The organism is Kitasatospora sp. NE20-6 (assembly GCF_045862635.1).
Window position 1 is genome coordinate 36,782 of record NZ_BPRL01000006.1, and the last position, 23,964, is coordinate 60,745.

Consider the following 23,964-nt stretch of genomic DNA (forward strand, 5'->3'; position numbering starts at 1 on the left):
CACGGGGACACTCCCGGCGCGTGGGGTGACAGCCGCGACGGGGGACTAGACTCGACCCCGCGAACGCGGAAGCCGTGGTCCGGGCCCTGGAGATGGCTCGGGCCTCACGTGTTTCGGACCGCTTCGCCCGTCCGCACCGAGACACCGGAGGCCCCGTCTTGAGCGACCAGCCGTACGCGCACCTGCACGTTCACACCGAGTACTCGATGCTGGACGGCGCCGCCCGGCTGAAGCAGCTCTTCAAGGAGGTCGAGCGGCTCGGGCAGACCCACGTGGCGATGACCGACCACGGCAACATGTACGGCGCCGCGGAGTTCCACAAGCAGGCGGCCGCCGCCGGCATCACCCCGGTGATCGGCATCGAGGCGTACGTCGCGCCGGAGTCGCGCTCCAACACCAAGCGCATCCTGTGGGGCCAGCCGCACCAGAAGAAGGACGACGTCTCGGCGTCCGGCGCCTATACCCACAAGACCATCTGGGCCCGCAACAAGGAGGGCCTGCACAACCTCTTCAAGCTGACCTCGCGCTCCTACGCCGAGGGCTGGCTCGTGAAGTGGCCCCGGATGGACAAGGAGATCATCGCCGAGCACGCGGCCGGCCTGATGGCCACCACCGGCTGCCCCTCCGGCGAGGTGCAGACCCGCCTGCGGCTCGGCCAGTTCGACGAGGCGGTCAGGTCGGCCTCCGACTACCGCGACATCTTCGGCGCCGAGAACTACTTCCTGGAGCTGATGGACCACGGCCTCGACATCGAGAAGCGGGTCCGCGACGGCCTCCTGGAGATCAGCAAGAAGCTGAACATCCCGCCGGTGGTCACCAACGACTCGCACTACACCACCGAGTCCGACGCCGGCGCGCACGACCTCCTGCTCTGCGTGCAGACCGGCAAGAACCTCTCCGACCCGGACCGCTTCCGCTTCGACGGCACCGGCTACTACATCAAGTCGGCCGCCGAGATGTACGGCCTCGACACCTCCGACGCCTGGCAGGAGGGCTGCCGCAACAGCCAGCTCCTCGTCGCCTCCCGCGTCGACACCGCCGGCATGTTCGAGTTCAAGAACCTCATGCCGCGGTTCCCGATCCCGGAGGGCTTCGAGTCCGAGTCGGAGTTCTTCCGGTCCAAGGTCTGGGAGGGCATGGACTGGCGCTTCCCCGGCGGCTACGACGAGGAGCACAAGAAGCTCGCCGAGTACGAGATGGACACCATCATCCAGATGGGGTTCCCGGCGTACTTCCTCGTCGTCGCCGACTTCATCATGTGGGCCAAGGAGCAGGGCATCGCGGTCGGCCCCGGCCGAGGCTCCGCGGCCGGCTCGCTCGTCGCGTACGCCATGGGCATCACCGACCTCGACCCCATCCCGCACGGCCTGATCTTCGAGCGCTTCCTCAACCCCGAGCGCATCTCCATGCCCGACGTCGACATCGACTTCGACGAGCGCCGGCGCGGCGACGTGATCCGCTACGTGACGGAGAAGTGGGGCTCCGACAAGGTCGCCATGATCGTCACGTACGGCACCATCAAGGCGAAGGCCGCCATCAAGGACTCCTCGCGGGTCCTCGGCTACCCGTACGCGATGGGCGACCGCATCACCAAGGCGATGCCGCCGGACGTCATGGGCAAGGGCATCCCGCTCTCCGGCATCACCGACACCGCGCACCCCCGCTACGGCGAGGCCGGCGAGATCCGCGGCCTCTACGAGACCGACCCGGACGTCCGCAAGGTCATCGACACCGCGCGCGGCATCGAGGGCCTGATCCGCCAGCCCGGCGTGCACGCCGCCGGCGTCATCATGTCCGCCGAGCCGCTCACCGACCACATCCCGGTCTGGACCCGGCACTCCGACGGCGTCACCATCACGCAGTTCGACTACCCCACCTGCGAGGGCCTCGGCCTTCTCAAGATGGACTTCCTCGGCCTGCGCAACCTGACGATCATGGACGACGCCGTCAAGGCGATCGAGAAGAACAAGGGCATCAAGATCGAACTCCTCGATCTGCCCCTCGACGACAAGCCGACCTACGAACTCCTCGCGCGCGGCGACACCCTCGGAGTCTTCCAGCTCGACGGCGGCCCCATGCGCTCGCTGCTGCGCCTGATGAAGCCCGACAACTTCGAGGACATCTCCGCCGTCCTGGCGCTCTACCGGCCGGGCCCGATGGGCGTCAACTCGCACACCAACTACGCGCTGCGCAAGAACGGCCAGCAGGACATCACCCCGATCCACCCGGAGCTGGAGAAGCCCCTGGAGGAGATCCTCAAGCCGACCTACGGCCTGATCGTCTACCAGGAGCAGGTGCAGAAGGCCGCGCAGATCCTCGCCGGCTACTCCCTCGGCCAGGCCGACCTGCTGCGCCGCGCCATGGGCAAGAAGAAGAAGGAGATCCTGGAGGCGGAGTTCGTCCCCTTCCAGCGGGGCTGCCGCGAGCACGGCTACTCCGACGCCGCCATCCAGGCCGTCTGGGACGTCCTCGTCCCCTTCTCCGGCTACGCCTTCAACAAGGCGCACACCGCCGGCTACGGCCTCGTCTCGTACTGGACGGCCTACCTCAAGGCCAACTTCCCGGCCGAGTACATGTCCGGCCTGCTCACCTCGGTCAAGGACGACAAGGACAAGTCCGCGATCTACCTCAACGAGGCCCGGAAGATGGGCATCAACGTCCTGCCGCCGGACGTCAACGAGTCGGACGGCGACTTCACCCCGCACGGCGACGACACCGTGCGCTTCGGCCTCACCGCCATCCGCAACGTCGGCGGGCCGGTCGTCGAGTCGATGATCCGCACCCGCAAGTCCAAGGGGAAGTTCTCCTCCTTCCCCGACTTCCTCGACAAGGTCGAGTCGGTGGTGTGCAACAAGCGCACCGTCGAATCCCTCATCAAGGCAGGCGCGTTCGACTCCCTCGGCCACACCCGCAAGGGCCTCACCGCGCAGTTCGAGCCGATGATCGACAACGTCGTCGGCGTCAAGCGCAAGGAGGCCGAAGGGCAGTTCGACCTCTTCGGCGGCGACGCCGTCAGCGACGAGCCCAGCTTCGGCCTCGACGTCGTCTTCTCCGAGGAGGAGTGGGAGAAGTCGTTCCTGCTCACCCAGGAGCGCGAGATGCTCGGCCTCTACGTCTCCTCGCACCCCCTGCACGGCATCGAGCACGTGCTCTCCGACAAGGCCGACTGCGCCGTCGCCGACCTCGCCGAACGCCCCGACGGCGCCATCGTCACCATCGGCGGCATCATCTCGGGCCTGCAGCGCAAGATGACCAAGCAGGGCAACGCCTGGGCCATCGCCACCGTCGAGGACCTCGCCGGCTCCATCGACTGCATGTTCTTCCCCGCCAGCTACCAGCTCGTCTCCTCCCAGCTCGTCGAGGACACCGTCGTGTTCGTCCGCGGCAAGCTCGACAAGCGGGAGGACGTGCCCCGGCTCATGGGCATGGAACTCTCCGTCCCGGACCTCTCCAACGCCCACGCCGACGCGCCGATCGTCATCAACATCCCCAGCGGGCGCATCACCCCGCCGCTGGTCTCCCGCCTCGGCGAGGTGCTCACCCACCACAAGGGCACCACCGAGGTGCGGCTGCGCCTGGAAGGCCGCAACAAGACCACCGTGCTGCGCCTCGACCGGCACCGGGTGAAGTCCGACCCGGCACTCTTCGGCGACCTCAAGCAGCTCCTCGGCCCGAGCTGCCTCGCCGTCTGACCCGCACGACGGAGGGCCCCGCCCGGTGCACGCACCCGGCGGGGCCCTCCGTACGAGCGGGCTCAGTGCTCCTTGACCACCAGGGTCCGGCCCGCCTTGTCGTGGATGCACTGCTGCAGCGGCTTGTCCCACAGCTGCCACAGGTCGTCGAGCAGCGAGAAGAACGCGCCCACCGACGACAGGGACTGCGGCAGCGCGTAGACCGCCGAACGGGCCCACAGCCGGCCGTCCTCCGGGCGGCCGCCGCCGTCGGCCTCCACCACCCGCAGCCGCATGACCTTCTTGCCGACGGTCTGCTGACCCGCCGCCAGCATCATGCCGATCTCGTAGCCCAGCGTCACCACGGCCATCGCGAGGGAGGCCAGCCCCGGCGTCCGGCTGCCGAACAGCACGAACAGCACGAACGACGGGACGAGCAGCACCGCGAAGTCGATCAGCCGGGCGAGGAAGCGCTCGCCGAACGACGCCAGGGTCCGCGACCCCGGAGCCTCCGGGCCGCCGGACCCGCGCGGCGTGAGCCACCGCGGCAGCGGCGACCCGTACCGCCCGCCGTCCTGCGGAGCACCCTCGTACGGCTGCCGGGCGTGCGGGACGCCGCCGGGCGGTGCCTGCCCGTACGGCGCCGGCCCGCCGGGCCCGCCGTAGGGGTTCTCCTTCGCGGTACTGCCGTACGGGTTCTGCCCCGGGTCGGTCGGACGACCGTTCTCCGTGGGATCCTCGGTGCTCATGCTCTCCCGGCTCGTCTCGTGCAGGGCCGCCGAACGCGATCACTGCGCACGCCAGTTCTACCGGGTGCGCACCCCGCGGCGACAGCCCCCCGGGACGACGCCGGGCGAACTCCCGTCAGCGCCAGCGGTAACGGCGGCGCAGGCTGTCGACCACGGTGTTGAAACGGGCCCGGTCCAGCGCGCAGGCCTCACGGCGCATCCCGCCGTCCCACACCCGCATCACGCGGTCGAGGGCGACCCACGAGTCGCGCCCGGACTTGTCCCACGGGCCGGAGCCGATCGGCACCCAGTCGCGGTCACCGGTGTGCCCCTTGCTGGAGAGCATGACGGCCAGCAGGCTGCCGCCCTCCTCCCGGGCCACCACCAGCACCGGCCGGTCCTTGCCGCGCCCGTCCCGCTCCTCGTACGGCACCCACGTCCAGACGATCTCGCCCGGGTCGGGGTCGCCGTCGTGCTTCGGGGAGTACTCGGTGCGGACGGCGCCCACCTCGTACGCCTCCACCTCGACGGTCGCGTCGGGGCCGTGACGGCCGGGGACGTCCTCGTTGATCAGCTCAGCCATGCGCGAAGGGTAGCGGGTGCGGCCCGGCCGGTATCCGGTGGCCCGCACCCCCGCGGCGGCGGGAGGATCGGCACCATGGCACCCACCTTCGACGCGCTCGTCACCGAGGCCGGCACCGCCCCCGTGGACGGCTGGGACTTCTCCTGGCTCGACGGCCGCGCCACCGAGCAACGCCCCTCCTGGGGCTACCAGCGGCTCCTGCGCGAGCGCCTGGCCACGGTCGGCGCCGCCCTCGACATCGAGACCGGCGGCGGCGAGGTACTGGCCGGGGCGGCCCCCTTCCCGCCCGTCATGGCCGCCACCGAGTCCTGGCCGCCCAACCTGGCCAGGGCGACCGCCCTGCTGCGCCCGCTCGGCGCGGTCGTCGTCGCGGCCCCCGGCGAACGGCCGCTGCCCTTCGCCGACGCCGCGTTCGACCTCGTGACCAGTCGTCACCCCGTCGCCCCGCGCTGGACGGAGATCGCCCGTGTGCTGCGCCCCGGCGGCACCTACCTCGCCCAGCACGTCGGCCCCGCCAGCGTCTTCGAGCTCGTCGAGCACTTCCTCGGCCCGCTGCCGGAGGCCGCCCGCCGCGGCCGCCACCCCGACGACGAGCGCGCCGCCGCGGAGGCCGCCGGCCTGGAGGCCGTCGACGTCCGCACGGAACGGCTGCGCACCGAGTTCCACGACGTCGGCGCGGTCGTCTGGTTCCTCCGCAAGGTGATCTGGATGGTGCCCGGTTTCACCGTCGAGCAGTACCGCGACCGCCTGCGCGACCTGCACGGACTCATCACCTCGCAGGGCCCGTTCACCGCCCACGCGGCCCGCACCCTCGTCGACCTCCGCAAGCCGGCCTGACCGCGGCCCGTCCGGCGCCGGTCCGCCGGCCGTCTGTCCGCCGGCCGTCAGTTCGCCGGCGGGGTTCCGCCCAGGGCCGGCGGGACGGCCGTGTGCAGGGCGGCCGTGAAGGCGCCGACCGCCGGGTGGCCCGCCCCGCCCGCGCGGAAGGCCGTGCGGGTGCGGCGGTACATCGGGAGCCGGGTCAGGGTGACGCCGGCGGGCGTGCCGCCGGCGGTGCCCAGGTGCGGGACGAGGGCGACGCCCTGCCCGACGGCCACCAGGGCGAGCACGGTGGCGAAGTCGTCGACGTGGTGCCGCACGCGCGGTGTGAACCCGGCCTGCTGGCAGGCCCGCAGGGCCATCGCGTGGCAGAGCGTCCCCGGCGGGGACATGATCCACGGGGAGTCGCGGTGCCCGGCGACCGTGCCCGGGGCGGCCGCGGCGAGGTACATCGGCTCGGTGAAGACCGGCTGGGTCAGGGCGAGTCCGGGTTCGGGCTCGGACGGCACGAGGTCGTACTCGTGCACGAGCGCGACGTCGAGCTCCCCGGCGCGCAGCGCGGCGGCGACGGCGGCCGGGTCGACCTCGGAGACCATCGGCTCCAGCCCGGGGTGGCGGGCGGCGAGTTCGGCGAGGGCGGCGGGCATGACGGCGCGCGCCGCGGACGGGTAGGTGCCGATCCGCAGCGGTCCGGCCAGGCCGCGGCGGGCGTGGGCGAGTTCGGCGCCGGCCTGTTCCAGGAGTTCGAGGACGGCTTCGGCGTGCCGGACGAGGTTCCGGCCGGCGGGGGTGAGCGCGACCCGGCGGCCGGTGCGTTCCAGCAGGGGCACGCCGGCCTCCCGTTCCAGCACGGAGAGCTGCTGGGAGACGGCGGACGGGCTGAAGGCGAGCGCCTCGGCGACCGCGGCGATCGTGCCGTGGTGGGCGAGTTCGCGCAGCAGGCGCAGGCGGCGGACGTCGAGCATCGGCCCAGCTTACGAGAAGCCTCGGAAACGTGAACTGGACCTGCACGATGCCGGGCGGCAGGCTCGTCGGCATGGAACCGCTGGAACCGCTGGAAGCACCGGAACCCCGCGCACCGCTGGCACCGCCGGCCCTGCACGGCATTCACGTCCCGCTGATCACCCCCTTCGCCGCGGACGGCTCGGTGGCGCTCGACGCCCTGGAGGGCCTCGCCCGCGACGTGCTCGCGCAGGGCGCGACCGGCCTCGTCGCCCTCGGCACCACCGGCGAGCCGGCCACCCTCGACGAGGCGGAGCGCCAAGCCGTCGTCGGGGTGCTGTCCCGCGTCGCCCGCGAGCACGGCGCCCACCTGACCGTCGGGGCGGGCAGCAGCGACACCCGCCGCAGCGTCGGGGCGCTCGCCGCCCTGGACGGCGTCGCGGACGCCGCGCTGGTGACGGTGCCGGCGTTCGTCCGCGCGGGCGGGCCCGGGGTGCTGGCGCACTTCCGGCACCTCGCCGCGCACAGCCCCGTGCCGCTGGTCGTCTACCACGTGCCCCACCGCACCGGGCAGCCGCTCGGCGCCGACGTGCTCGGCGCGCTCCTGCGGCTGCCGAACGTGGCCGGGCTGAAGTACGCGACGGGCGGCCTCGACGAGGCCGCCGTGGAACTCCTCGGCGCCGGACACGACGGGGTGATGGCGGGCGACGACACCTACCTGTCGCCGATGCTCGCGCTCGGCGCGGCGGGCGGCATCCCGGCCTCCGCGCACCTGGCGACCGCCCGCCACGCCGAACTCGCGGACGCCTGGGGCAAGGGCGACACCGACCGGGCGCGCGAGCTGGGCCACCGGCTCGCGGCGCTCGCCCGCGCGGCCTTCGCCGAGCCGAACCCGGCGGTCGTCAAGGGGGTGCTGCACGCCCGGGGCCGCATCCCGACGCCGGACGTGCGGCTGCCGCTGCTGCCCGCGACCGCCCCCGCGGTGGCCGCCGCCCTGGAGCGCCTCGCCGCCCTCGACGAGGACTGAGTTCCCGTACGAATCGTATTCGGACGAATCCCCGTCCGCGCGGACCCGCCCCGCAGTTCTTCCGGGGCCCGCGGACTCCGCCCGCAGGCCGTCTCGGTGCGGGCCCGCACGGCCCCGCGGCCGCCGGCCCACACCGTGGGACACCGCGGCGGCCCCCGCCTGCGACAGGGCATGATGGCAGGGTGCGGACGGCGATCAAGCACAACCCGGTCGAGCACGACACTGGAGGAAACGCAATGAGGATCGGCATCGTTGGAGCCACCGGCCAGGTGGGCGGCGTCGTCCGCGAGATCCTGGCGGAACGGGACTTCCCGGTCGAACAGCTGCGGCTGTTCGCGTCGGCGCGTTCCGCCGGGCGCACGCTGCCGTGGCAGGACACCGAGGTCACCGTCGAGGACGCGGCCACGGCGGACTACAGCGGCCTGGACATCGTGATCTTCTCCGCGGGCGGTTCCACCTCCAAGGCGCTCGCCCCCAAGGTCGCCGCCGCGGGCGCCGTCGTCGTCGACAACTCCTCGGCCTGGCGCCGCGACCCGCAGGTGCCGCTCGTCGTCGCCGAGGTCAACCCGCACGCGATCGCGGACCGCCCGCTCGGCATCATCGCCAACCCGAACTGCACCACCATGGCGGCCATGCCGGTGCTGCGCCCGCTGCACGAGGAGGCCGGCCTGGTCTCCCTGGTGGTCGCCACCTACCAGGCGGTGTCGGGCAGCGGCCTGGCCGGCGTGGCCGAGCTGCACGAGCAGGCCGGCAAGGTCGTCGGGAACGCGACCGCGCTCGTCCACGACGGGTCCGCCGTCGCGTACCCGGAGCCGGGCGTCTACAAGCGCCCGATCGCCTTCAACGTCATCCCGCTGGCCGGGTCGATCGTCGAGGACGGCTCCAACGAGACCGACGAGGAGCAGAAGCTCCGCCACGAGAGCCGCAAGATCCTGGAGATCCCCGGGCTCAAGGTCTCCGGCACCTGCGTGCGCGTGCCGGTCTTCACCGGCCACTCGCTGCAGGTCAACGCCCGCTTCGCCCGCCCGGTCGCCCCGGAGCGCGCGGTGGAGCTGCTGGCCGGCGCACCGGGCGTCGAGCTGACGGACATCCCGACCCCGCTGCAGGCGGCCGGCCAGGACCCGACGTACGTGGGCCGGATCCGCGCCGACGAGACCGTCGACAACGGCCTGTCGCTGTTCCTCTCCAACGACAACCTGCGCAAGGGCGCGGCGCTCAACGCCGTGCAGATCGCCGAGCTGGTCGCCGCCGAGCTCCGCGGCTGACCCGCCCCGCCGCAGCAGCCGGCCCCGCACCCGTGAGCCACGGGTGCGGGGCCGGCCCGCGTCGGGACGCCTGCGCGGCGGCACCCGTGACGGCGGCGGGTTGCGACGGGAGCACCCGTGACGGGGAACGCCTGCGACGGGGAGGCCGCGCGCCCCGCGCCGCTCAGCGGGTGCGGACCGGCATCTCCCGGGAGACCGCGTCGCCCGTCCACTTGTCGCCGGGCGCGTACCACTGGAAGTCGCCGGGGCCGGTCACCTTCGCACTCGCCCGCACCGTGCCGGAGGCGGTGGAGACCGCCCGGGCGACGGTCGTCCAGCGGTGCGAGCCCTCGGCGCGGAACTGCAGGTACGCCACGCCGTCCTTGTACCCGTGGAACTTGTTGTCCGTCCAGAACGACCGCGCCAGCCAGCCCTGCACGGCGATCCGCTGCCCGGCCGTCGCCGTCGCCGGCACCCCCGACCCGGAGAGCTTCGCCGCGCGCTTCAGGGAGAACCCGCCCGTCGCCTTGCCGACGAAGCGGTCGCCGTCGTTCGCCGTCACCTGGAGGTCGACGAACCACGTGCCGGCCTCGTCGTTGAAGATCTCCTTCTGCACCGGGTCGACCGTCACCGTGCCCCGGCACACCGACTCGGTGCCCGGCCCGGCCGTGCAGCGCAGGGCGCCGACCTTCAGCACCCCGTAGTTGGGCCCCCAGACACCCACCGGGTCGACCGCGCGGATCCCCGAGTCGTCGCGCGCCCGGACCACCAGGGGGAACGCCGCCGCCCTGGCCGGCCCCAGCAGGACAGGCTTGCCGTTGTTGACCGTGATCGAGGTCACGGCGGTGTCGCCGTGCGAGCGGTCGGTGGTGACGGTCGGCACCGCGAGCACGGCCACCGCCGAGCCCGCCGCCGCCGCGCACAGCGCCCAGGATGTCTTCCGCATGATCCGACCAGTATCGCCGCCGCCCGGGGGTGCTCCGGCACGTGGGGGTGCGCCCGCAGCGGTTCGGCGGCCGATCCGAGGGTAAGGACTGCCCAATTCCTCACTCCGTGAGGGGTGCCCAGCCCCCGCCCCACCGGGGGCCGACCGGAGGAGAGGAGCGGATGTGGACCGCTGCGTAGTCCTCGTCGACGCCGGCTACCTGTTGGGAGCCGCCGCCAGTCTGCTGGTCGGCGAGCCGTCCCGTTCCCGGGTGACCGTCGACCACACCGTGCTGATCTCCGCGCTCCGCGAGCGCGCCGAGGCCGAGACCGGCCTGCCGCTGCTGCGCGTCTACTGGTTCGACGCCGCCCCCGACCGCCGCCCGCTGCCCGAGCACCGCCGGCTGCGCGTGCTGCCCCGGGTGACCGTACGGCTCGGCGCGCTCACCCGCGCCGAGGGCCGGTGGGTGCAGAAGGGCGTCGACGCGGCCATGCACGCCGAGCTGACCGAGCTCGCCCGCAACCACGCCTGCGCCGACGTGGTGCTCGTCACCGGCGACGGCGACCTGCTGCCCGGCGTGATGTCGGCCAAGGAGCACGGCGTCGCCGTCCACCTGTGGGCGCTGCAGGCCGCCGACGGCGACTTCAACCAGTCCGAGGACCTCGTCGCCGAGGCCGACGAGCGCCGCGTCCTCGACCGCGCCTGGATGGAGCGCTGGGTACGGCTCCGCGACGTGCCGCCGCCCTACGCCGCCCCCGGTGCCCCGTCCCGGATCGCCACCCTGCTGGCCGCACCGGCCGCCCCGCCCGCGGACCCGGCCGCCGCGCCGGTGCCGGTGCCCGTGCCCGCCCCGGGACGCCCGCAGCCGGCCGCCGCCCTCAAGGTCGTGCCCACCCCCAGGGACCTCGCCGCCCGCACCTCCGTGCCCCACCCGGCCGTCCCCCAGCCCGCCGGGCCGCCCCCGCAGCCCGCCGCCGCGCACGGCGGCCCCGTGCTGCGCTGGACCTCCGACCGGGGCTGGGTGGACCGCCCGCCCGCCGACCCCGCCGCCACGGCCGGCGACGCCCTCCCGACGCTCGCCCAGCTCACCACCGCCGCCCAGCGCTGGACCGACCGCGAGGAGGACATCACCGGCATCGGCGGCGACGCCCACGAGGTCGGCCAGGTCTTCGCCCGCCGCTGGCTCGACCGCCTCGGCCCGGGCCGCCGCCCCGCCGTGCTGTGGGCCGACTACCCGCGCATCCCGCACCGCCTCGACGGCGAGCTGCTGCGCTACGCCGCCCGCTTCGGGCTGCTCGCCCACAAGGACGACCAGATCGACGAGGCCGACCGCTACGCGATCCGCGACGGCTTCTGGAAGGAGCTCGCCGCCCGGGTGCCCGGCGGCCGGGTGGCCCTCGCCGAGGAGTAGCCGCGCCCGCGGCCCGCCCGGGTCGGGCCCCGTCGTCCGGTTCGCGGGCCGCGGAGCGTAGAGTCTCCGACCGTGAGCACAACCGACCGGCCGGCACCGCAGGCCCCGCCGCGGGCCGCGGACGACCGGGCCGGCCAGGCCTGCTGCACGGTGCGCGGCCTCGCCAGGTCGTACCGCAGCGGCACCGGTGCGAAGGCCGTCGAGGTCCGGGCCAACGACGGGATCGACCTGACCGTGCGGTGCGGCGAGATCTTCGGCCTGCTCGGCCCCAACGGCGCCGGCAAGTCGACCCTGGTGCGCCAGCTCACCGGCCTGCTGCGCCCCGACGCCGGCAGCATCGACATCCTCGGCCACGACATCGTGCGCCACCCCGAGCGGGCCGCCCGGCTGCTCGCCTACCTCGGCCAGGAGTCCACCGCACTGGACGAGCTGACCGTCGCGCTCGCCGCCGAGACCACCGGCCGGCTGCGCGGCCTCGGCCGGGCGCAGGCCCGCGCCGCGACCGCCGACGTGCTCGACGAGCTCGGCCTGGGGCCGATCGCGCACCGCCCGCTCGCCAAGCTGTCGGGCGGTCAGCGCCGGCTCGCCTGCTTCGCCGCCGCCCTGGTGGGGGAGCGGCCGCTGCTCGTCCTGGACGAGCCCACCACCGGCATGGACCCGGTCGCCCGGCGTGCCGTCTGGTCGGCCGTCGACCGCCGCCGTGCGGAGCACGGCACCACCGTGCTGCTGGTCACCCACAACGTGATCGAGGCCGAGACCGTCCTCGACCGGGTCGCCGTCGTCGACGACGGCCGGGTCATCGCCTGCGACACCCCCGGCGGCCTCAAGGCGCTGGTCGACGGCGACGTCCGGCTCGACCTGGTGTGGCGCACCGACGCGCCCCTCGACGTCCCCGCCGTCGCCCTGCTCGCCGGACGCGCCGAGCGCACCGGCCGCCGCTGGACGGTGCGCACCACCCCCGACGAGGCCCGCGAGCTGGTGGCCGCCGTCACCAGCGGCGCCGCCTTCGCCGCCCTCGACGACTTCACCCTGGCCACGCCCAGCCTGGAGGACGCCTACCTCAAGCTCGGCGGCCGGCACAGCGGCCTGGCGAAGTAAGGACCCCGACGTGACGATCCTGGAAGCCGCGGCCCCCGCCGCCCCGCCGGTGCCCGCCGCCGGACTCGCGCCCGCCGCCCGGCTGCTGCCCTCGCTCGCCGCCGTCTACCGGGCGCAGCTCGCCCGCGCCCGGGTGGCCCGGATCCCGCTGCTGTTCGTCGCGACGTTCCAGTCGCTCGGCATCCTCGTCATGATGCGCGGCGTCGTCGAGCCGGGCGACAACCCGGCCGCGCACGCCGTCGTCGCCGGGTCGGCGGTGCTGGTGGTCGCGTTCGTCGCGCTGAACCTGCTCGCCCAGTACTTCGGGCGGCTCCGCGCCACCGGCGGCCTCGACCACTACGCGACGCTGCCGGTGCCGCCCGCCGCCGTGGTGCTGGGCGCGGCCGGCGCGTACGCCTCGTTCACCCTGCCGGGGTCGCTGGTGACGGCCGCCGCCGGCGCCTGGCTGTTCGACCTGCCGATCGCCCACCTGTGGGTGCTGCTGGCGGTCGTGCCGCTCGCCGGTGCCGCGCTGGCGGGCCTCGGCGCCGTCTGCGGCCTGCTCGCGCCCCGCCAGGAGATCGCCACCCTGCTCGGCCAGCTCGGCATGTCGGCGGCGCTGCTGCTCGGCGTCCTCCCGGCCGGCAACCTGCCGCAGCCCGTCACCTGGCTGCGCGACCTGCTGCCCTCGACGTACGGGGTGGAGGCGTTCGCCCGGACGTTCACGGCCTCCCCCGACTGGGCGGCCGTCCTCGGCGACCTCGGGGTCTGCGCGGCGGTGGGCCTGTGCTCGCTCACGGCGGCCACCTGGGCGTACCGGCGGGCCACCCGCTGAGGCGGTGATCGAACCGTGTCCGACCGGAGCGGGCCCGGTCGTGAAACGATGGGCCGGTGACCGCACCGAACACACCTACGGGCCCGGACGCGCACCCGGCCGTCCCGCACGACCCGTTCGCCCCGCCCCCGCTGCCCGCCCGGCCGGACCGGCCGCAGCGCGCGCTGCTCCCGGAGCTCAGGGTCGGCGGGCTGACGGCGGCCGCGTGCGCGCTGCTCGGTGTGGTGCTGGGCCTCCTCTGGCTCTGGCTGGCCCCCCGGGTGGGCCTGATCGTCAAGGGCGACCAGCTGCTCTACGCGGATCCCGAGGGTGAGCAGCGGGCCGGCGCGGACAGCGTCTTCGCCCTCCTCGCGCTCGGCGCGGGCATCCTCACGGCCTTGGCCGCGTTCCTGCTGACGCGGCGCCGCGGCGGCGGCATCGCGGTCGCGGTGGGCCTGGCCGTCGGCGGGCTGGCGGGCTCGGTGGCCGGCTGGCAGCTCGGCATGCGGCTCGGCCCGACCTCCGACCTGGTGGCCCATGCCCGGGCGGCCGGCGAGGGCGGGCATTTCAGCGCCCCGCTGGAGCTCGGTGCGCACGGCGCGCTGCTGGTCTGGCCGATGACGTCGATGGTGCTGCTGCTGGCGCTCTCCGCGGCCTTCGGCAAGCGCGAGGAGGACCCGCCGCCGTACTGGGCGTCGCCGCAGCCCTGGGCCGGTCCCGTGCCGCAGGACGCGCCGCAGCAGCCGGGCCTGCCGCCCGGTTCGCACCCGCACCCGCACCCGGACGAGCCGGTGCACGGCACGCAGCCCTGGGACGGCCACCCGTACGACGGGCCCGGTCCGTACGGAGGCCCCGGCCCGTACGGCAGGCCCGGCCCGTACGCGGGCGAGCCCCGGCCCGACGGTCACCGGCCCGACGGGCAGCGGCCGGGCGCTTAGCGGCGCCCGGCGCCGGTCGGGTCAGCGCCCGATCGGGGCCGTCCGGGCGCCGGTGAGCGCCACCAGGTCGGCGGGCGCCAGCTCCACCTCCAGGCCGCGGCGGCCCGCCGACACGAAGACCGTGCCGTGGTCCAGGGCGCTCGCGTCCAGCACGGTGCGCAGCGGCCGCCGCTGCCCGAGCGGGGAGATGCCGCCGAGCACGTAGCCGCTGCTGCGCTCGGCGGCCGCCGGGTCGGCCATCGCCGCCCGCTTGCCGCCGACGGCGGCGGCCAGCGCCTTCAGGTCGAGCTGCCCGGAGACGGGCACGACGCCCACGGTGAGGGTGCCGTCGACGTCGGCGACCAGGGTCTTGAACACCCGGGCGGCGGGGACGCCCAGCACCTCGGCCGCCTCGCCGCCGTACGAGGCCGCGGCCGGGTCGTGGTCGTAGGCGTGCACGGTGTAGGCGATCCCGGCGCCGTCCAGGGCGACCGTGGCCGGGGTGCCCTGGCCGCCCCTCTTCGTCTTCTTCGCCATGGCGGTGCGGCGCTCCTCGCGTGCTCGCGGTGGTCAGTTGGGGCTGAAGGCCTGACGGGTGAGGTCGGCGGCGGGCACCGACGGCAGCCACGCCAGCAGCGCGTTCTCCCGGCGCAGCAGCTCCAGCTCGGTGGTGAGCCGCTGCGCGGTCTGCGGGCTGGCGAGCAGCTCCTGCTTGACCGGGGCGGGCAGCACCGCGGCGGCCGCGACGAGGTAGGAGAGCACCTGCGGGTCGAGCGGCAGGTCCTGGTCGCCCGCGAGGCTGGACTCCCTGGCGCCGGCGAGCCGCTTGCGGTAGGCGCGGAAGGCCCGTTCGACGGCGGCCGCCAGCGCCCCGGAGCCCTGGCCGGACTCCTCCGGCAGCGGCTCGGTCTCGCCGACCAGGTAGGGCCCGGTGGCGTCGACGGTGAGCAGCCGGAACCGCGTCGTGCCGGTGATCAGCAGCTCGTACCGGCCGTCGGACTGCCGGCGGGCGGTGGTGACGTCGGCGACGCAGCCGACCTTGTACAGCGCCTCCAGCGGATCCCCGGTCGTCGTGCCCAGGCCGTCGAGCGGCCCGGCGGGCCCGTCCTTCTCCCGGACGGGCGCGACCTCGCGGCCGTCGCGGATGGCGAGCACGCCGAAGCGCCGCGGGGCGTCCTCGGGCCCGGCCAGCAGATCGGCGACGAGTCGGCGGTAGCGCTCCTCGAAGACGTGCAGGGGCATCACCAGGCCCGGGAAGAGGACCGTGTTGAGCGGGAAGAGCGGGAGCCGTTCAGTCACGGCGCACAGCGTAGTTGCAGCGGTGCCCGGCGCGCGGGGGCGTTCCGCCACGCGGGGCGCGCCGGGCGGTTCAGCCGCGCTGCAGCAGGCGGGTGGCGCCGGTGACCACGGTGGTCGCGAGGATCCAGCCGGTGAGCACCAGCGCGGCGGCCACCCACTGCCCGGGGCGGTCCGGGTTCCAGCCGCCCTGGCCGAGGTCGACGACCGGCAGCAGCTTGCCGAGCACGTACAGCGGCGCGTTCCAGGTGGGGGCCTCGTCGGCTTTCAGCGGGGCGGGCGGGTGGCCGGCGAACCAGGCGGTGCCGGCGAGCCAGGCGAGCAGCAGCCAGAGCGCGGCCCGGCCGGGGCGGTAGCCGTAACCGACGGTGACGTCCTGCAGCAGCCCCCAGAGCCGGGCGTGCGGCGGCAGGGCGGCCCGGCGGCGGCGCTGCTTGGCGTGGAGCACCTCGCGGGCGTCCTCGTCGCGGCCGTCGCGGCGCAGCGCGGCGGCGAGCTGCTCGTACGGCTCCGGCTGGTACTCGGCGAGGGAGTCCTCCAGCCAGGCGATCCGCTGGGCGACGCTGAACGGCGCGGCGGGGCGCAGCGAGTCGTAGGCGAAGCCGCCGAGGCCGACCCGGCCGCCGCCGGGCCAGGAGGCGGGCGTGTCGACGAGGTTGCCCACCCGGGCCCGGGAGAGCGAGACGCGGCCCGCCGCGGGGGCGGGGCAGGTGAACCGCAGTTCGGGGGTCTGGATGCGGCGCAGCGCGAGTTCCTGCCGGCCGGTGAAGGTGAACACGGCGTCGTTGACCAGGCAGGCGTTCTCGAACCGGCCGTCGGAGAGGCGGACGCCGCCGCGTGCCCGGAACGGCGTGGTCGGCGCGCCGGGATCGGGCGGGTCGCCGTAGCCGTGCCCGTAGAGCGTGCGGGAGCCGCGCCACCCGTTGTCGAGCGAGCCGGTGAGGTAGAGGGTGCTGCCGACGGTGATCCGGGCCAGGTTGAGGCAGCTGCGGCCCGGCCCGGTGACCCGCAGGTCGGCGCCGCGCAGGGAGAGCCGCCCGCCGACGCGTCCGGTGCGCAGGCTCACCTCGCCGACGGCGACGAGGCGTTCGGCCTCGACGTCCTGGCCGACGGTGATGCCGTCGGCCGCCAGCGCCCGGCCGTACCGGTCGCCGCCGAGCACCGCGTGGTTGAGCAGCAGGTCGGTGCCGATCCTGGCGTCGGTCAGCCGGATGCCGGCGGGCACCGTGCACCGGGCCAGGTGGAGGTCGCCCTCGGTGGCGAACCGGGCGCCCTCCAGCCGGGGTATGAGGCAGCCGACGAGCCGCACCGTGCCGGCCCGGGCCTCGGAGATGAGCAGCTTGTGGTCGAAGCGGCAGTCCTCCAGCTCGACGTAGTGCCCGATGGTCGCGCCGGCGAGTTCCAGCGGGCCGGTGACGAGCGCGCCGGTGAGCTTGAGGGCGGCGACCCGCCCGTCGGCGGCCGTGGGGCCGTCCAGCAGCAGCCGGGCGACCGCGGCGGCGCGCACCGTCCGTCCGGGCCCCCAGTCGCCGCTGCGCACCGCGTCGTCGAGGGTGGCGTCGCCGGTGCGGAGGTCGAGCGGTTCGCCGTGCCGGAACGCCTCCCAGAGGCGTTGCTCGACCGGTGTCCAGCCGTCCGGTGCCGTGCCCGCCATGGTCCCCCCGTGATCACTGGCCGTCCCGCCCTTCGTATCACGGACTGAAATGCGGGGCCCCCGGTTTCGGCCACTCCTTACACTGGTCCCTGTGATCTCTCGAATCGACCTGCGCGGCTCCCTCTCGGACCCGCGCGATCTGCTGCCCCGAGCCGAGTTCGACGTCGAGGCCGCCCTGGAGAAGGTGCGGCCGATCTGCGAGGACGTCCGCCATCGCGGGGTCGCGGCGCTCGTCGAGATCACCGCCCGCTTCGACGGCGTGACGCTGGCGTCGACCCGGGTGCCCGAGGAGCGGATCACCGCCGCCCTGGAGGCGCTCGACCCGAAGGTGCGCGCCGCGCTGGAGGAGTCGATCCGCCGCGCCCGCCTCGTCCACCGCGCGCAGCGCCGCACCGACCACACCACCGAGGTGGTGCCGGGCGGCACGGTCTCCGAGCGCTGGGTGCCGGTCGACCGGGTCGGCCTGTACGTGCCGGGCGGCCTCGCGGTCTACCCGTCCTCCGTCGTGATGAACGTCGTGCCCGCGCAGGAGGCGGGGGTGCCCGGCATCGCCGTCTCCTCGCCGCCGCAGAAGGACTTCGACGGCTCCGTCCACCCGACGATCCTCGCGGCGTGCGCGCTGCTCGGCGTCACCGAGGTGTACGCGGTCGGCGGCGCCCAGGCGGTCGCGATGTTCGCGTACGGCACCGAGGAGTGCCGCCCGGTCAACCTGGTCACCGGCCCCGGCAACATCTACGTCGCCGCCGCCAAGCGCCTCCTGAAGGGCCGGATCGGCATCGACGCCGAGGCGGGCCCCACCGAGATCGCGATCCTCGCGGACGACTCCGCGTCCCCGCGTGACGTCGCCGCCGACCTGATCAGCCAGGCCGAGCACGACCCGATGGCCGCCTCCGTGCTGGTCACCGACTCCCTCGCGCTCGCCGACGCGGTCGAGACGGAGCTCAAGGCCCAGGTCGCGAACACCCGGCACCGCGAGCGCGTCACCGAGGCGCTCGCCGGCCGGCAGTCCGGCATCGTGCTGGTCGACGACGTCGAGCAGGGCCTGGCGGTGGTCAACGCGTACGCCGCCGAGCACCTGGAGATCCAGACCCGCGACCCCCGCGCGGTCGCCGCCCGGGTCCGCAACGCGGGCGCGGTCTTCATCGGCCCGTACGCGCCGGTCTCGCTCGGCGACTACGCGGCGGGCTCCAACCACGTGCTGCCGACCGGCGGCTGCGCCTGCCACTCCTCGGGCCTGTCCGTGCAGTCGTTCCTGCGCGGCATCCACGTCGTGGACTACACCCGCGAGGCACTGGCCGACGTCGCCGCGCACGTCGTCAACCTGGCGAACGCCGAGGACCTGCCCGGCCACGGCGACGCGATCCGCGCCCGCTTCGACTGGACGGTGCCGGGCGCATGAGCATCCGCATCGACGACCTCCCCGTCCGCGACGAGCTGCGCGGGCAGTCCCCGTACGGCGCGCCGCAGCTCGACGTGCCCGTCCAGCTGAACACCAACGAGAACCCGTACCCGCTGCCCGGGGCGCTCGTCGCCCGGATCGCCGAGCGGGTCGCCGAGGCCGCCCGCCACCTCAACCGCTACCCCGACCGGGACGCCGTCGAGCTGCGCGAGGGCCTCGCGGCGTACCTCACCCGCACCACCGGCCACCCGGTCACCCGGCCGCAGGTCTGGGCGGCCAACGGCTCCAACGAGGTCCTCCAGCAGCTGCTGCAGACCTTCGGCGGGCCCGGCCGCACCGCGCTCGGCTTCGAGCCCTCGTACTCGATGCACGCGCTGATCTCCCGCGGCACCGGCACCGGCTGGATCTCCGGCCCGCGCAACGACGACTTCACGATCGACGTCGACGCCGCCGTCGCCGCGATCGCCGAGCACCGGCCGCACGTCGTCTTCGTCTGCTCGCCGAACAACCCGACCGGCACCGCCGTCGCGGCCGACACCGTGCTCGCCCTGTACGAGGCCGCGCAGGCCGCCCGGCCCAGCATCGTCGTCGTCGACGAGGCGTACGTCGAGTTCTCGCACCGCGCCTCGCTGCTGCCGCTGATCGAGGGCCGCCCGCACCTCGTGGTCTCCCGCACCATGTCGAAGGCGTTCGGCGCGGCCGGCCTGCGGCTCGGCTACCTGGCCGCCGACCCGGCCGTCGTCGACGCCGTGCAGCTGGTGCGCCTGCCGTACCACCTGTCGGCCGTCACCCAGGCGACCGCGCTGGCCTGCCTGGAGCACACCGACACCCTGCTCGGCTACGTCGAGCAGCTCAAGGCCGAACGCGACCGCGTCGTCGACGCGCTGCGCGGCCTCGGCGTGGAGGTCACCGACTCCGACGCCAACTTCATCCAGTTCGGCCGCTTCGCCGACACCCACGCGGTCTGGCAGGCGATCCTCGACCGGGGTGTGCTCGTCCGCGACAACGGCGTGCCCGGGTGGCTGCGCGTCACCGCGGGCACGCCCGCCGAGAACGACGCCTTCCTGGACGCCGTCCGCCTAGTGATCAAGGAGCTGTAACCCCGCATGTCCCGTATCGGCCGCGTCGAACGCACCACCAAGGAGACCTCGGTCCTCGTCGAGATCGACCTCGACGGCACCGGAAAGACCGAGATCTCGACGGGCGTCGGGTTCTACGACCACATGCTCGACCAGCTCGGCCGCCACGGCCTCTTCGACCTCACGGTCAAGACCGAGGGCGACCTGCACATCGACACCCACCACACCATCGAGGACACCGCCCTCGCCCTCGGTGCCGCCTTCAAGCAGGCGCTCGGCGACAAGGTCGGCATCTACCGCTTCGGCAACTGCACCGTGCCGCTGGACGAGTCGCTCGCCCAGGTCACCGTCGACCTCTCCGGCCGGCCCTACCTGGTGCACACCGAGCCGGAGTCGATGGCGCCGATGATCGGCTCCTACGACACCACGATGACCCGGCACATCCTGGAGTCCTTCGTGGCCCAGGCCCAGGTCGCCCTGCACGTCCACGTGCCGTACGGCCGCAACGCCCACCACATCGTCGAGTGCCAGTTCAAGGCGCTCGCCCGGGCGCTGCGCTACGCCTCGGAGCGCGACCCGCGCGCGGCCGGGATCCTCCCCTCGACCAAGGGTGCACTGTGAGCAAGGGCGCCCTCGCGCTGATCTTCGTCGGCCTGTTCCTCACCGGCGGCGTCATCTCGTTCTGGAAGCAGAAACTGCCCAAGGGCGTCATCGCCGTCCTCGCCATCGGCGCCGCCCTGTGCCTCGCCGCCGGCGCCATGCGCCTCTAGCCCCGTAGGAGAGACAGAACCGATGGGCAAGAACGTCGTCGTCCTCGACTACGGGTCCGGCAACCTCCGCTCCGCGCAGCGTGCCGTCGAACGCACCGGGGCCACCGTCACCGTGACCTCCGACTTCCAGGCCGCCCTCGACGCGGACGGCCTGCTCGTGCCCGGTGTCGGCGCCTTCGAGGCCTGCATGCGCGGCCTGAAGGCCGTCCGCGGCGAGCAGATCATCGGCCGCCGCCTCGCCGGCGGCCGCCCGGTGCTCGGCATCTGCGTCGGCATGCAGATCCTCTTCGAACGCGGGGTCGAGCACGGCGTGGAGACCGCCGGCTGCGACGAGTGGCCCGGCACCGTCGAGCCGCTGGACGCCCCGATCGTCCCGCACATGGGCTGGAACACCGTCGACGCCCCCGAGGGCAGCCGGCTCTTCGCCGGGCTCGACGCCGACGCCCGCTACTACTTCGTCCACTCCTACGGCGTCAGCCGCTGGGAGCTGGAGGTCCACAGCGCACGCCTGCACGCCCCGGTCGTCACCTGGGCGACCCACGGCCGGCCCTTCGTCGCCGCCGTGGAGAACGGGCCGCTCTGGGCCACGCAGTTCCACCCCGAGAAGTCCGGCGACGCAGGCGCCGCCCTGCTGACCAACTGGGTCGGAACCCTCTGACCGGGTCGCCACCCGCCGAAAGCCCCTCTTGAGCCTGGAGAGCCGTACGTGAGCCGCCTCGAACTCCTCCCCGCCGTCGACGTCCGCGACGGCCAGGCCGTCCGCCTGGTCAAGGGCGCCTCCGGCACCGAGACCTCCTTCGGCGAGCCCCTCGCCGCCGCCCTCGCCTGGCAGAACGCCGGCGCCGAGTGGCTGCACCTCGTCGACCTCGACGCCGCCTTCGGCACCGGCTCCAACCGCGAGCTGCTCGCCGAGGTCACCGGCCGCCTCGACATCAAGGTCGAGCTGTCCGGCGGCATCCGCGACGACGCGACCCTCGCCGCGGCCCTCGCCACCGGCTGCACCCGCGTCAACCTCGGCACCGCCGCCCTGGAGACCCCCGACTGGGTCGCCAAGGTCATCGCCGAGCACGGCGACAAGATCGCCGTCGGCCTCGACGTCGTCGGCACCACCCTGCGCGGCCGCGGCTGGACCCGCGACGGCGGCGACCTGTACGAGGTGCTCGCCCGCCTCGACTCCGAGGGCTGCGCCCGCTACGTCGTCACCGACGTCAACCGCGACGGCACCCTCACCGGCCCCAACCTGGAACTGCTGCGCAACGTCTGCGCCGCGACCGACAAGCCGGTCGTCGCCTCCGGCGGCGTCTCCTCGCTGGACGACCTGCGGGCCATCGCCACCCTCGTGCCCGAGGGTGTCGAGGGCTCGATTGTGGGCAAGGCCCTCTACGAGCAGAAGTTCACCCTCGAAGAGGCCCTGGAGGCTGTGTCCCGATGACCGAGACCCCGGCTGCGTCACGTCCGCTACGAGTGTCCGGCTTCTCCCCCTGGGAGGAGGAGTTCGGATTCTCCCGCGCCGTCGCGGCCGGGGACTTCGTCCTCGTGGCCGGCACCACCGCCTACCACGACGGCATGGTGCAGGACGAGGGCGACCCGTACGCCCAGACCCTCACCGCGTTCGCCGTGGCGCTCAAGGCCCTGGAGCCGTACGGGCTTTCCGCGGCCGACGTGGTCCGCACCCGGATCTACCTCACGCACGTCCGCGACAGCGACGAGGCCGGCCGCGCGCACAAGAAACTCTTCGACACGATCCGCCCGGTGCTGACCGTGGTCGTGGTGGAGGGCCTGATCGACTCCCGGATGATGGTCGAGGTCGAGCTGGAGGCCCACCGCGCCGGGCTCGCAACCTCCCTGGAAGGCAAGCCGTGACCCTCGCAGTACGTGTCATCCCCTGTCTGGACGTCGACGCCGGACGGGTCGTCAAGGGCGTCAACTTCCAGAACCTGCGCGACGCCGGCGACCCGGTCGAGCTCGCCAAGGCCTACGACGCCCAGGGCGCCGACGAGTTGACGTTCCTCGACATCACCGCCTCCTCCGGCGACCGGCAGACCACGTACGACGTGGTGCGCCGCACCGCCGAGCAGGTCTTCATCCCGCTCACCGTCGGCGGCGGCGTGCGGGCCGTCGGCGACGTCGACCAGCTGCTGCGGGCCGGCGCGGACAAGGTCGGCGTCAACACCGCGGCCATCGCCCGCCCGGAGCTGATCCGCGAGATCGCCGCCCGCTTCGGCCGGCAGGTCCTGGTGCTGTCCGTGGACGCCCGCCGCGCGCCGGAGGGCACCGAGACCGCGTCCGGCTTCGAGGTCACCACGCACGGCGGCCGCCGCGGCACCGGTCTGGACGCCGTCGAGTGGGCCGTGCGCGCCGCCGAGCTCGGCGCCGGCGAGATCCTGCTCAACTCGATGGACGCCGACGGCACCAAGGACGGCTACGACCTGGAGATGATCCGGGCCGTCCGCAAGAACGTCTCGATCCCGGTGATCGCCTCCGGCGGCGCCGGCAAGCTCGCCGACTTCGCCCCGGCCGTCGACGCCGGCGCCGACGCGGTGCTCGCCGCCTCGGTCTTCCACTTCGGCGACCTCACCATCGGCCAGGTCAAGGACGCCCTCCGGGAGACCGGCCACCCCGTCCGCTGACCCCGCCCGTCCGCCGACCCGACCGCGGGCCCCGCCGCCCGGCGGGGCCCGCGGAGCCGTTCAGGACGGCGTCTCGCTGCGGATCACGGCGAACACCGCGCCGTGCGGGTCCGTCGCCCAGCCCATCCGGCCGACACCCGGCACGTCCATGCCCGGCATGACGACGGCCCCGCTGCTGTGCTCCACCCGGCCGAGCACCGCGTCCACGTCCGCGACCTCGAAGTACGGCACCCAGCGCAGCGGCTCGTCCTCGCTCTGCAGCGGGGCGATGCCGCCCAGCGACGCCTCCTGCCGGTCGCCGCCCTCGGCCGTGGAGACCACGGTGTACGTCATGCCGGGCATCTCGACGTCCTCCGCGCGCCAGCCGAACAGCGCCTGGTAGAACGCCGTCGCGGCGGCCGGCTCGGCGGTGTGCAGCTCCGCCCAGCAGAGCGTGTTCGGGTCGTTGACGGCGTCCACGCCCGCCGTGTTCCCGGGCTGCCACAGCGCGAACTGCACCCCGGCCGGGTCGGACAGCTGCGCCATCCTGCCCTCCGCCATCACGTCGCCCGGCTCGACCCGCACGGTGCCGCCGTGCTGCTCGGCCGTCTTGACGGCGGCGTCCACGTCCGGGGTCGAGAAGTAGATCATCCAGGCCGGGGAGGAGCCCTCCTCGGTCTGCGGGCCGACGGCGCCGACCCTGCGGCCGTCCTGGTGGAAGAAGCCGTACCCGCCCGCGCCCTCCATCGGGTGGAACGTCCAGCCGAGGACCGTGCCGTAGAACGCGGCGGTCGCGGGGACGTCGGGGCTGCCGAGGTCGATCCAGCAGGGGGAACCGGTCCGGAAGTCCGTGGTGAGCATGAGGGTGCCCTTCGACGGTCGGTGGCCGGGCGGCTCCGCCGGGCGCGGAGACCTCGACCCACGGCCACCAGCCAGTGTGACCGGCGCCACCGACAACCGCGCGCGCGGCGCCCCCGGCCGTCGCGCGTGCCGCACCGC

Annotated in this window: 24 protein-coding genes; 16 read left to right on the top strand and 8 right to left on the bottom strand. The window is 74.3% G+C overall.

Features of this window, described 5'->3' with window-relative positions:
* Window positions 1–158 precede the first annotated feature (158 nt).
* Window positions 159–3,692, top strand: coding sequence for a DNA polymerase III subunit alpha (gene dnaE, locus SNE206_RS07140; RefSeq protein WP_407912511.1), 3,534 nt, complete (start codon window positions 159–161; stop codon window positions 3,690–3,692).
* A gap of 62 nt (window positions 3,693–3,754) precedes the next feature.
* Here dnaE and SNE206_RS07145 read toward each other — a convergent pair whose 3' ends face one another.
* The gene (locus tag SNE206_RS07145; protein WP_407912512.1) at window positions 3,755–4,420 is read right to left on the bottom strand and encodes an RDD family protein; all 666 of its coding nucleotides are present in this window, start codon (window positions 4,418–4,420) and stop codon (window positions 3,755–3,757) included.
* Window positions 4,421–4,535: 115 nt separating this feature from the next.
* The gene (locus SNE206_RS07150) at window positions 4,536–4,982 is read right to left on the bottom strand and encodes a type II toxin-antitoxin system PemK/MazF family toxin (RefSeq protein WP_407912513.1); all 447 of its coding nucleotides are present in this window, start codon (window positions 4,980–4,982) and stop codon (window positions 4,536–4,538) included.
* A gap of 75 nt (window positions 4,983–5,057) precedes the next feature.
* Between SNE206_RS07150 and SNE206_RS07155 the strand changes: the two genes are divergently transcribed.
* Window positions 5,058–5,819, top strand: a complete 762-nt coding sequence (locus tag SNE206_RS07155; protein WP_407912514.1) for a class I SAM-dependent methyltransferase — start codon at window positions 5,058–5,060, stop codon at window positions 5,817–5,819.
* Window positions 5,820–5,866: 47 nt separating this feature from the next.
* Here the strand turns inward: SNE206_RS07155 and SNE206_RS07160 are convergent, their stop codons facing one another.
* Window positions 5,867–6,766 (bottom strand): LysR substrate-binding domain-containing protein, encoded by a 900-nt coding sequence (locus SNE206_RS07160; RefSeq protein ID WP_407912515.1) that lies wholly within the window; start codon window positions 6,764–6,766, stop codon window positions 5,867–5,869.
* Between the two features lie 29 nt (window positions 6,767–6,795).
* On the opposite strand from SNE206_RS07160, the gene SNE206_RS07165 reads away from it, so the two are divergent.
* Together SNE206_RS07165 and SNE206_RS07170 are read left to right on the top strand one after the other, a co-directional pair.
* Window positions 6,796–7,770 (top strand): dihydrodipicolinate synthase family protein, encoded by a 975-nt coding sequence (locus SNE206_RS07165; protein ID WP_407912516.1) that lies wholly within the window; start codon window positions 6,796–6,798, stop codon window positions 7,768–7,770.
* 236 nt (window positions 7,771–8,006) lie between these two features.
* A complete protein-coding gene (locus tag SNE206_RS07170; RefSeq protein WP_407912517.1) occupies window positions 8,007–9,035 on the top strand; it encodes an aspartate-semialdehyde dehydrogenase in 1,029 nt (342 codons plus the stop codon).
* Between the two features lie 163 nt (window positions 9,036–9,198).
* Here the strand turns inward: SNE206_RS07170 and SNE206_RS07175 are convergent, their stop codons facing one another.
* Complete coding sequence (locus tag SNE206_RS07175; protein ID WP_407912518.1) at window positions 9,199–9,960, bottom strand: hypothetical protein; 762 nt, start codon at window positions 9,958–9,960, stop codon at window positions 9,199–9,201.
* 163 nt (window positions 9,961–10,123) lie between these two features.
* Between SNE206_RS07175 and SNE206_RS07180 the strand changes: the two genes are divergently transcribed.
* From SNE206_RS07180 to SNE206_RS07195, 4 genes are all read left to right on the top strand, one after another.
* A complete protein-coding gene (locus SNE206_RS07180; protein WP_407912519.1) occupies window positions 10,124–11,350 on the top strand; it encodes an NYN domain-containing protein in 1,227 nt (408 codons plus the stop codon).
* Window positions 11,351–11,422: 72 nt separating this feature from the next.
* The gene (locus tag SNE206_RS07185; RefSeq protein WP_407912520.1) at window positions 11,423–12,448 is read left to right on the top strand and encodes an ABC transporter ATP-binding protein; all 1,026 of its coding nucleotides are present in this window, start codon (window positions 11,423–11,425) and stop codon (window positions 12,446–12,448) included.
* A gap of 10 nt (window positions 12,449–12,458) precedes the next feature.
* Window positions 12,459–13,262, top strand: a complete 804-nt coding sequence (locus SNE206_RS07190) for an ABC transporter permease (protein ID WP_407912521.1) — start codon at window positions 12,459–12,461, stop codon at window positions 13,260–13,262.
* Window positions 13,263–13,318: 56 nt separating this feature from the next.
* Window positions 13,319–14,179 carry a hypothetical protein gene (locus SNE206_RS07195; protein WP_407912522.1) on the top strand — a complete coding sequence of 287 codons (861 nt, stop codon included), beginning with the start codon at window positions 13,319–13,321 and terminating at the stop codon, window positions 14,177–14,179.
* A gap of 21 nt (window positions 14,180–14,200) precedes the next feature.
* Here the strand turns inward: SNE206_RS07195 and ybaK are convergent, their stop codons facing one another.
* The 3 genes from ybaK to SNE206_RS07210 all read right to left on the bottom strand — a co-directional run bounded on the left by ybaK (window position 14,201) and on the right by SNE206_RS07210 (window position 17,108).
* A complete protein-coding gene (ybaK, locus tag SNE206_RS07200; RefSeq protein WP_407912523.1) occupies window positions 14,201–14,695 on the bottom strand; it encodes a Cys-tRNA(Pro) deacylase in 495 nt (164 codons plus the stop codon).
* A gap of 33 nt (window positions 14,696–14,728) precedes the next feature.
* Window positions 14,729–15,457, bottom strand: coding sequence for an LON peptidase substrate-binding domain-containing protein (locus tag SNE206_RS07205; RefSeq protein WP_407912524.1), 729 nt, complete (start codon window positions 15,455–15,457; stop codon window positions 14,729–14,731).
* Window positions 15,458–15,527: 70 nt separating this feature from the next.
* Window positions 15,528–17,108, bottom strand: coding sequence for an oxidoreductase (locus SNE206_RS07210; protein WP_407912525.1), 1,581 nt, complete (start codon window positions 17,106–17,108; stop codon window positions 15,528–15,530).
* A gap of 91 nt (window positions 17,109–17,199) precedes the next feature.
* On the opposite strand from SNE206_RS07210, the gene hisD reads away from it, so the two are divergent.
* The 8 genes from hisD to hisF are packed head-to-tail and all read left to right on the top strand — an operon-like array spanning window position 17,200 to window position 22,986.
* Window positions 17,200–18,507, top strand: coding sequence for a histidinol dehydrogenase (gene hisD, locus SNE206_RS07215; protein WP_407912526.1), 1,308 nt, complete (start codon window positions 17,200–17,202; stop codon window positions 18,505–18,507).
* A complete protein-coding gene (locus SNE206_RS07220; RefSeq protein ID WP_407912527.1) occupies window positions 18,504–19,607 on the top strand; it encodes a histidinol-phosphate transaminase in 1,104 nt (367 codons plus the stop codon). The genes hisD and SNE206_RS07220 overlap by 4 nt, the downstream gene beginning before the upstream one ends.
* A 6-nt stretch (window positions 19,608–19,613) precedes the next feature.
* Window positions 19,614–20,207 carry an imidazoleglycerol-phosphate dehydratase HisB gene (gene hisB / locus SNE206_RS07225; protein ID WP_407912528.1) on the top strand — a complete coding sequence of 198 codons (594 nt, stop codon included), beginning with the start codon at window positions 19,614–19,616 and terminating at the stop codon, window positions 20,205–20,207.
* Window positions 20,204–20,356: a hypothetical protein gene (locus SNE206_RS07230; RefSeq protein WP_407912529.1), complete on the top strand. Its 153-nt coding sequence runs from the start codon at window positions 20,204–20,206 to the stop codon at window positions 20,354–20,356. The genes hisB and SNE206_RS07230 overlap by 4 nt, the downstream gene beginning before the upstream one ends.
* Window positions 20,357–20,378: 22 nt before the next feature.
* On the top strand, window positions 20,379–21,014 hold the full coding sequence (gene hisH / locus SNE206_RS07235; protein WP_407912530.1) for an imidazole glycerol phosphate synthase subunit HisH: 636 nt from the start codon (window positions 20,379–20,381) through the stop codon (window positions 21,012–21,014).
* A gap of 48 nt (window positions 21,015–21,062) precedes the next feature.
* Complete coding sequence (priA, locus tag SNE206_RS07240; RefSeq protein ID WP_405013805.1) at window positions 21,063–21,788, top strand: bifunctional 1-(5-phosphoribosyl)-5-((5-phosphoribosylamino)methylideneamino)imidazole-4-carboxamide isomerase/phosphoribosylanthranilate isomerase PriA; 726 nt, start codon at window positions 21,063–21,065, stop codon at window positions 21,786–21,788.
* Window positions 21,785–22,219, top strand: a complete 435-nt coding sequence (locus SNE206_RS07245) for a RidA family protein (protein WP_407912531.1) — start codon at window positions 21,785–21,787, stop codon at window positions 22,217–22,219. Before priA ends, SNE206_RS07245 begins: the two co-directional genes overlap by 4 nt.
* Window positions 22,216–22,986, top strand: coding sequence for an imidazole glycerol phosphate synthase subunit HisF (hisF, locus tag SNE206_RS07250; protein ID WP_405013807.1), 771 nt, complete (start codon window positions 22,216–22,218; stop codon window positions 22,984–22,986). Before SNE206_RS07245 ends, hisF begins: the two co-directional genes overlap by 4 nt.
* Window positions 22,987–23,046: 60 nt before the next feature.
* Here hisF and SNE206_RS07255 read toward each other — a convergent pair whose 3' ends face one another.
* On the bottom strand, window positions 23,047–23,826 hold the full coding sequence (locus SNE206_RS07255) for a VOC family protein (RefSeq protein WP_407912532.1): 780 nt from the start codon (window positions 23,824–23,826) through the stop codon (window positions 23,047–23,049).
* Window positions 23,827–23,964 lie beyond the last annotated feature (138 nt).

What these genes read in the sequence shown, in the direction of transcription:
- SNE206_RS07220 (WP_407912527.1), top strand. Translation starts at nt 18,504, where the DNA reads ATGAGCATCCGCATCGACGACCTCCCCGTCCGCGACGAGCTGCGCGGG.
- SNE206_RS07255 (WP_407912532.1), bottom strand. Translation starts at nt 23,826, where the DNA reads ATGCTCACCACGGACTTCCGGACCGGTTCCCCCTGCTGGATCGACCTC.
- SNE206_RS07170 (WP_407912517.1), top strand. Translation starts at nt 8,007, where the DNA reads ATGAGGATCGGCATCGTTGGAGCCACCGGCCAGGTGGGCGGCGTCGTC.
- SNE206_RS07145 (WP_407912512.1), bottom strand. Translation starts at nt 4,420, where the DNA reads ATGAGCACCGAGGATCCCACGGAGAACGGTCGTCCGACCGACCCGGGG.
- hisB (WP_407912528.1), top strand. Translation starts at nt 19,614, where the DNA reads ATGTCCCGTATCGGCCGCGTCGAACGCACCACCAAGGAGACCTCGGTC.
- SNE206_RS07210 (WP_407912525.1), bottom strand. Translation starts at nt 17,108, where the DNA reads ATGGCGGGCACGGCACCGGACGGCTGGACACCGGTCGAGCAACGCCTC.
- SNE206_RS07150 (WP_407912513.1), bottom strand. Translation starts at nt 4,982, where the DNA reads ATGGCTGAGCTGATCAACGAGGACGTCCCCGGCCGTCACGGCCCCGAC.
- SNE206_RS07160 (WP_407912515.1), bottom strand. Translation starts at nt 6,766, where the DNA reads ATGCTCGACGTCCGCCGCCTGCGCCTGCTGCGCGAACTCGCCCACCAC.
- SNE206_RS07155 (WP_407912514.1), top strand. Translation starts at nt 5,058, where the DNA reads ATGGCACCCACCTTCGACGCGCTCGTCACCGAGGCCGGCACCGCCCCC.
- SNE206_RS07175 (WP_407912518.1), bottom strand. Translation starts at nt 9,960, where the DNA reads ATGCGGAAGACATCCTGGGCGCTGTGCGCGGCGGCGGCGGGCTCGGCG.
- hisH (WP_407912530.1), top strand. Translation starts at nt 20,379, where the DNA reads ATGGGCAAGAACGTCGTCGTCCTCGACTACGGGTCCGGCAACCTCCGC.
- SNE206_RS07245 (WP_407912531.1), top strand. Translation starts at nt 21,785, where the DNA reads ATGACCGAGACCCCGGCTGCGTCACGTCCGCTACGAGTGTCCGGCTTC.
- ybaK (WP_407912523.1), bottom strand. Translation starts at nt 14,695, where the DNA reads ATGGCGAAGAAGACGAAGAGGGGCGGCCAGGGCACCCCGGCCACGGTC.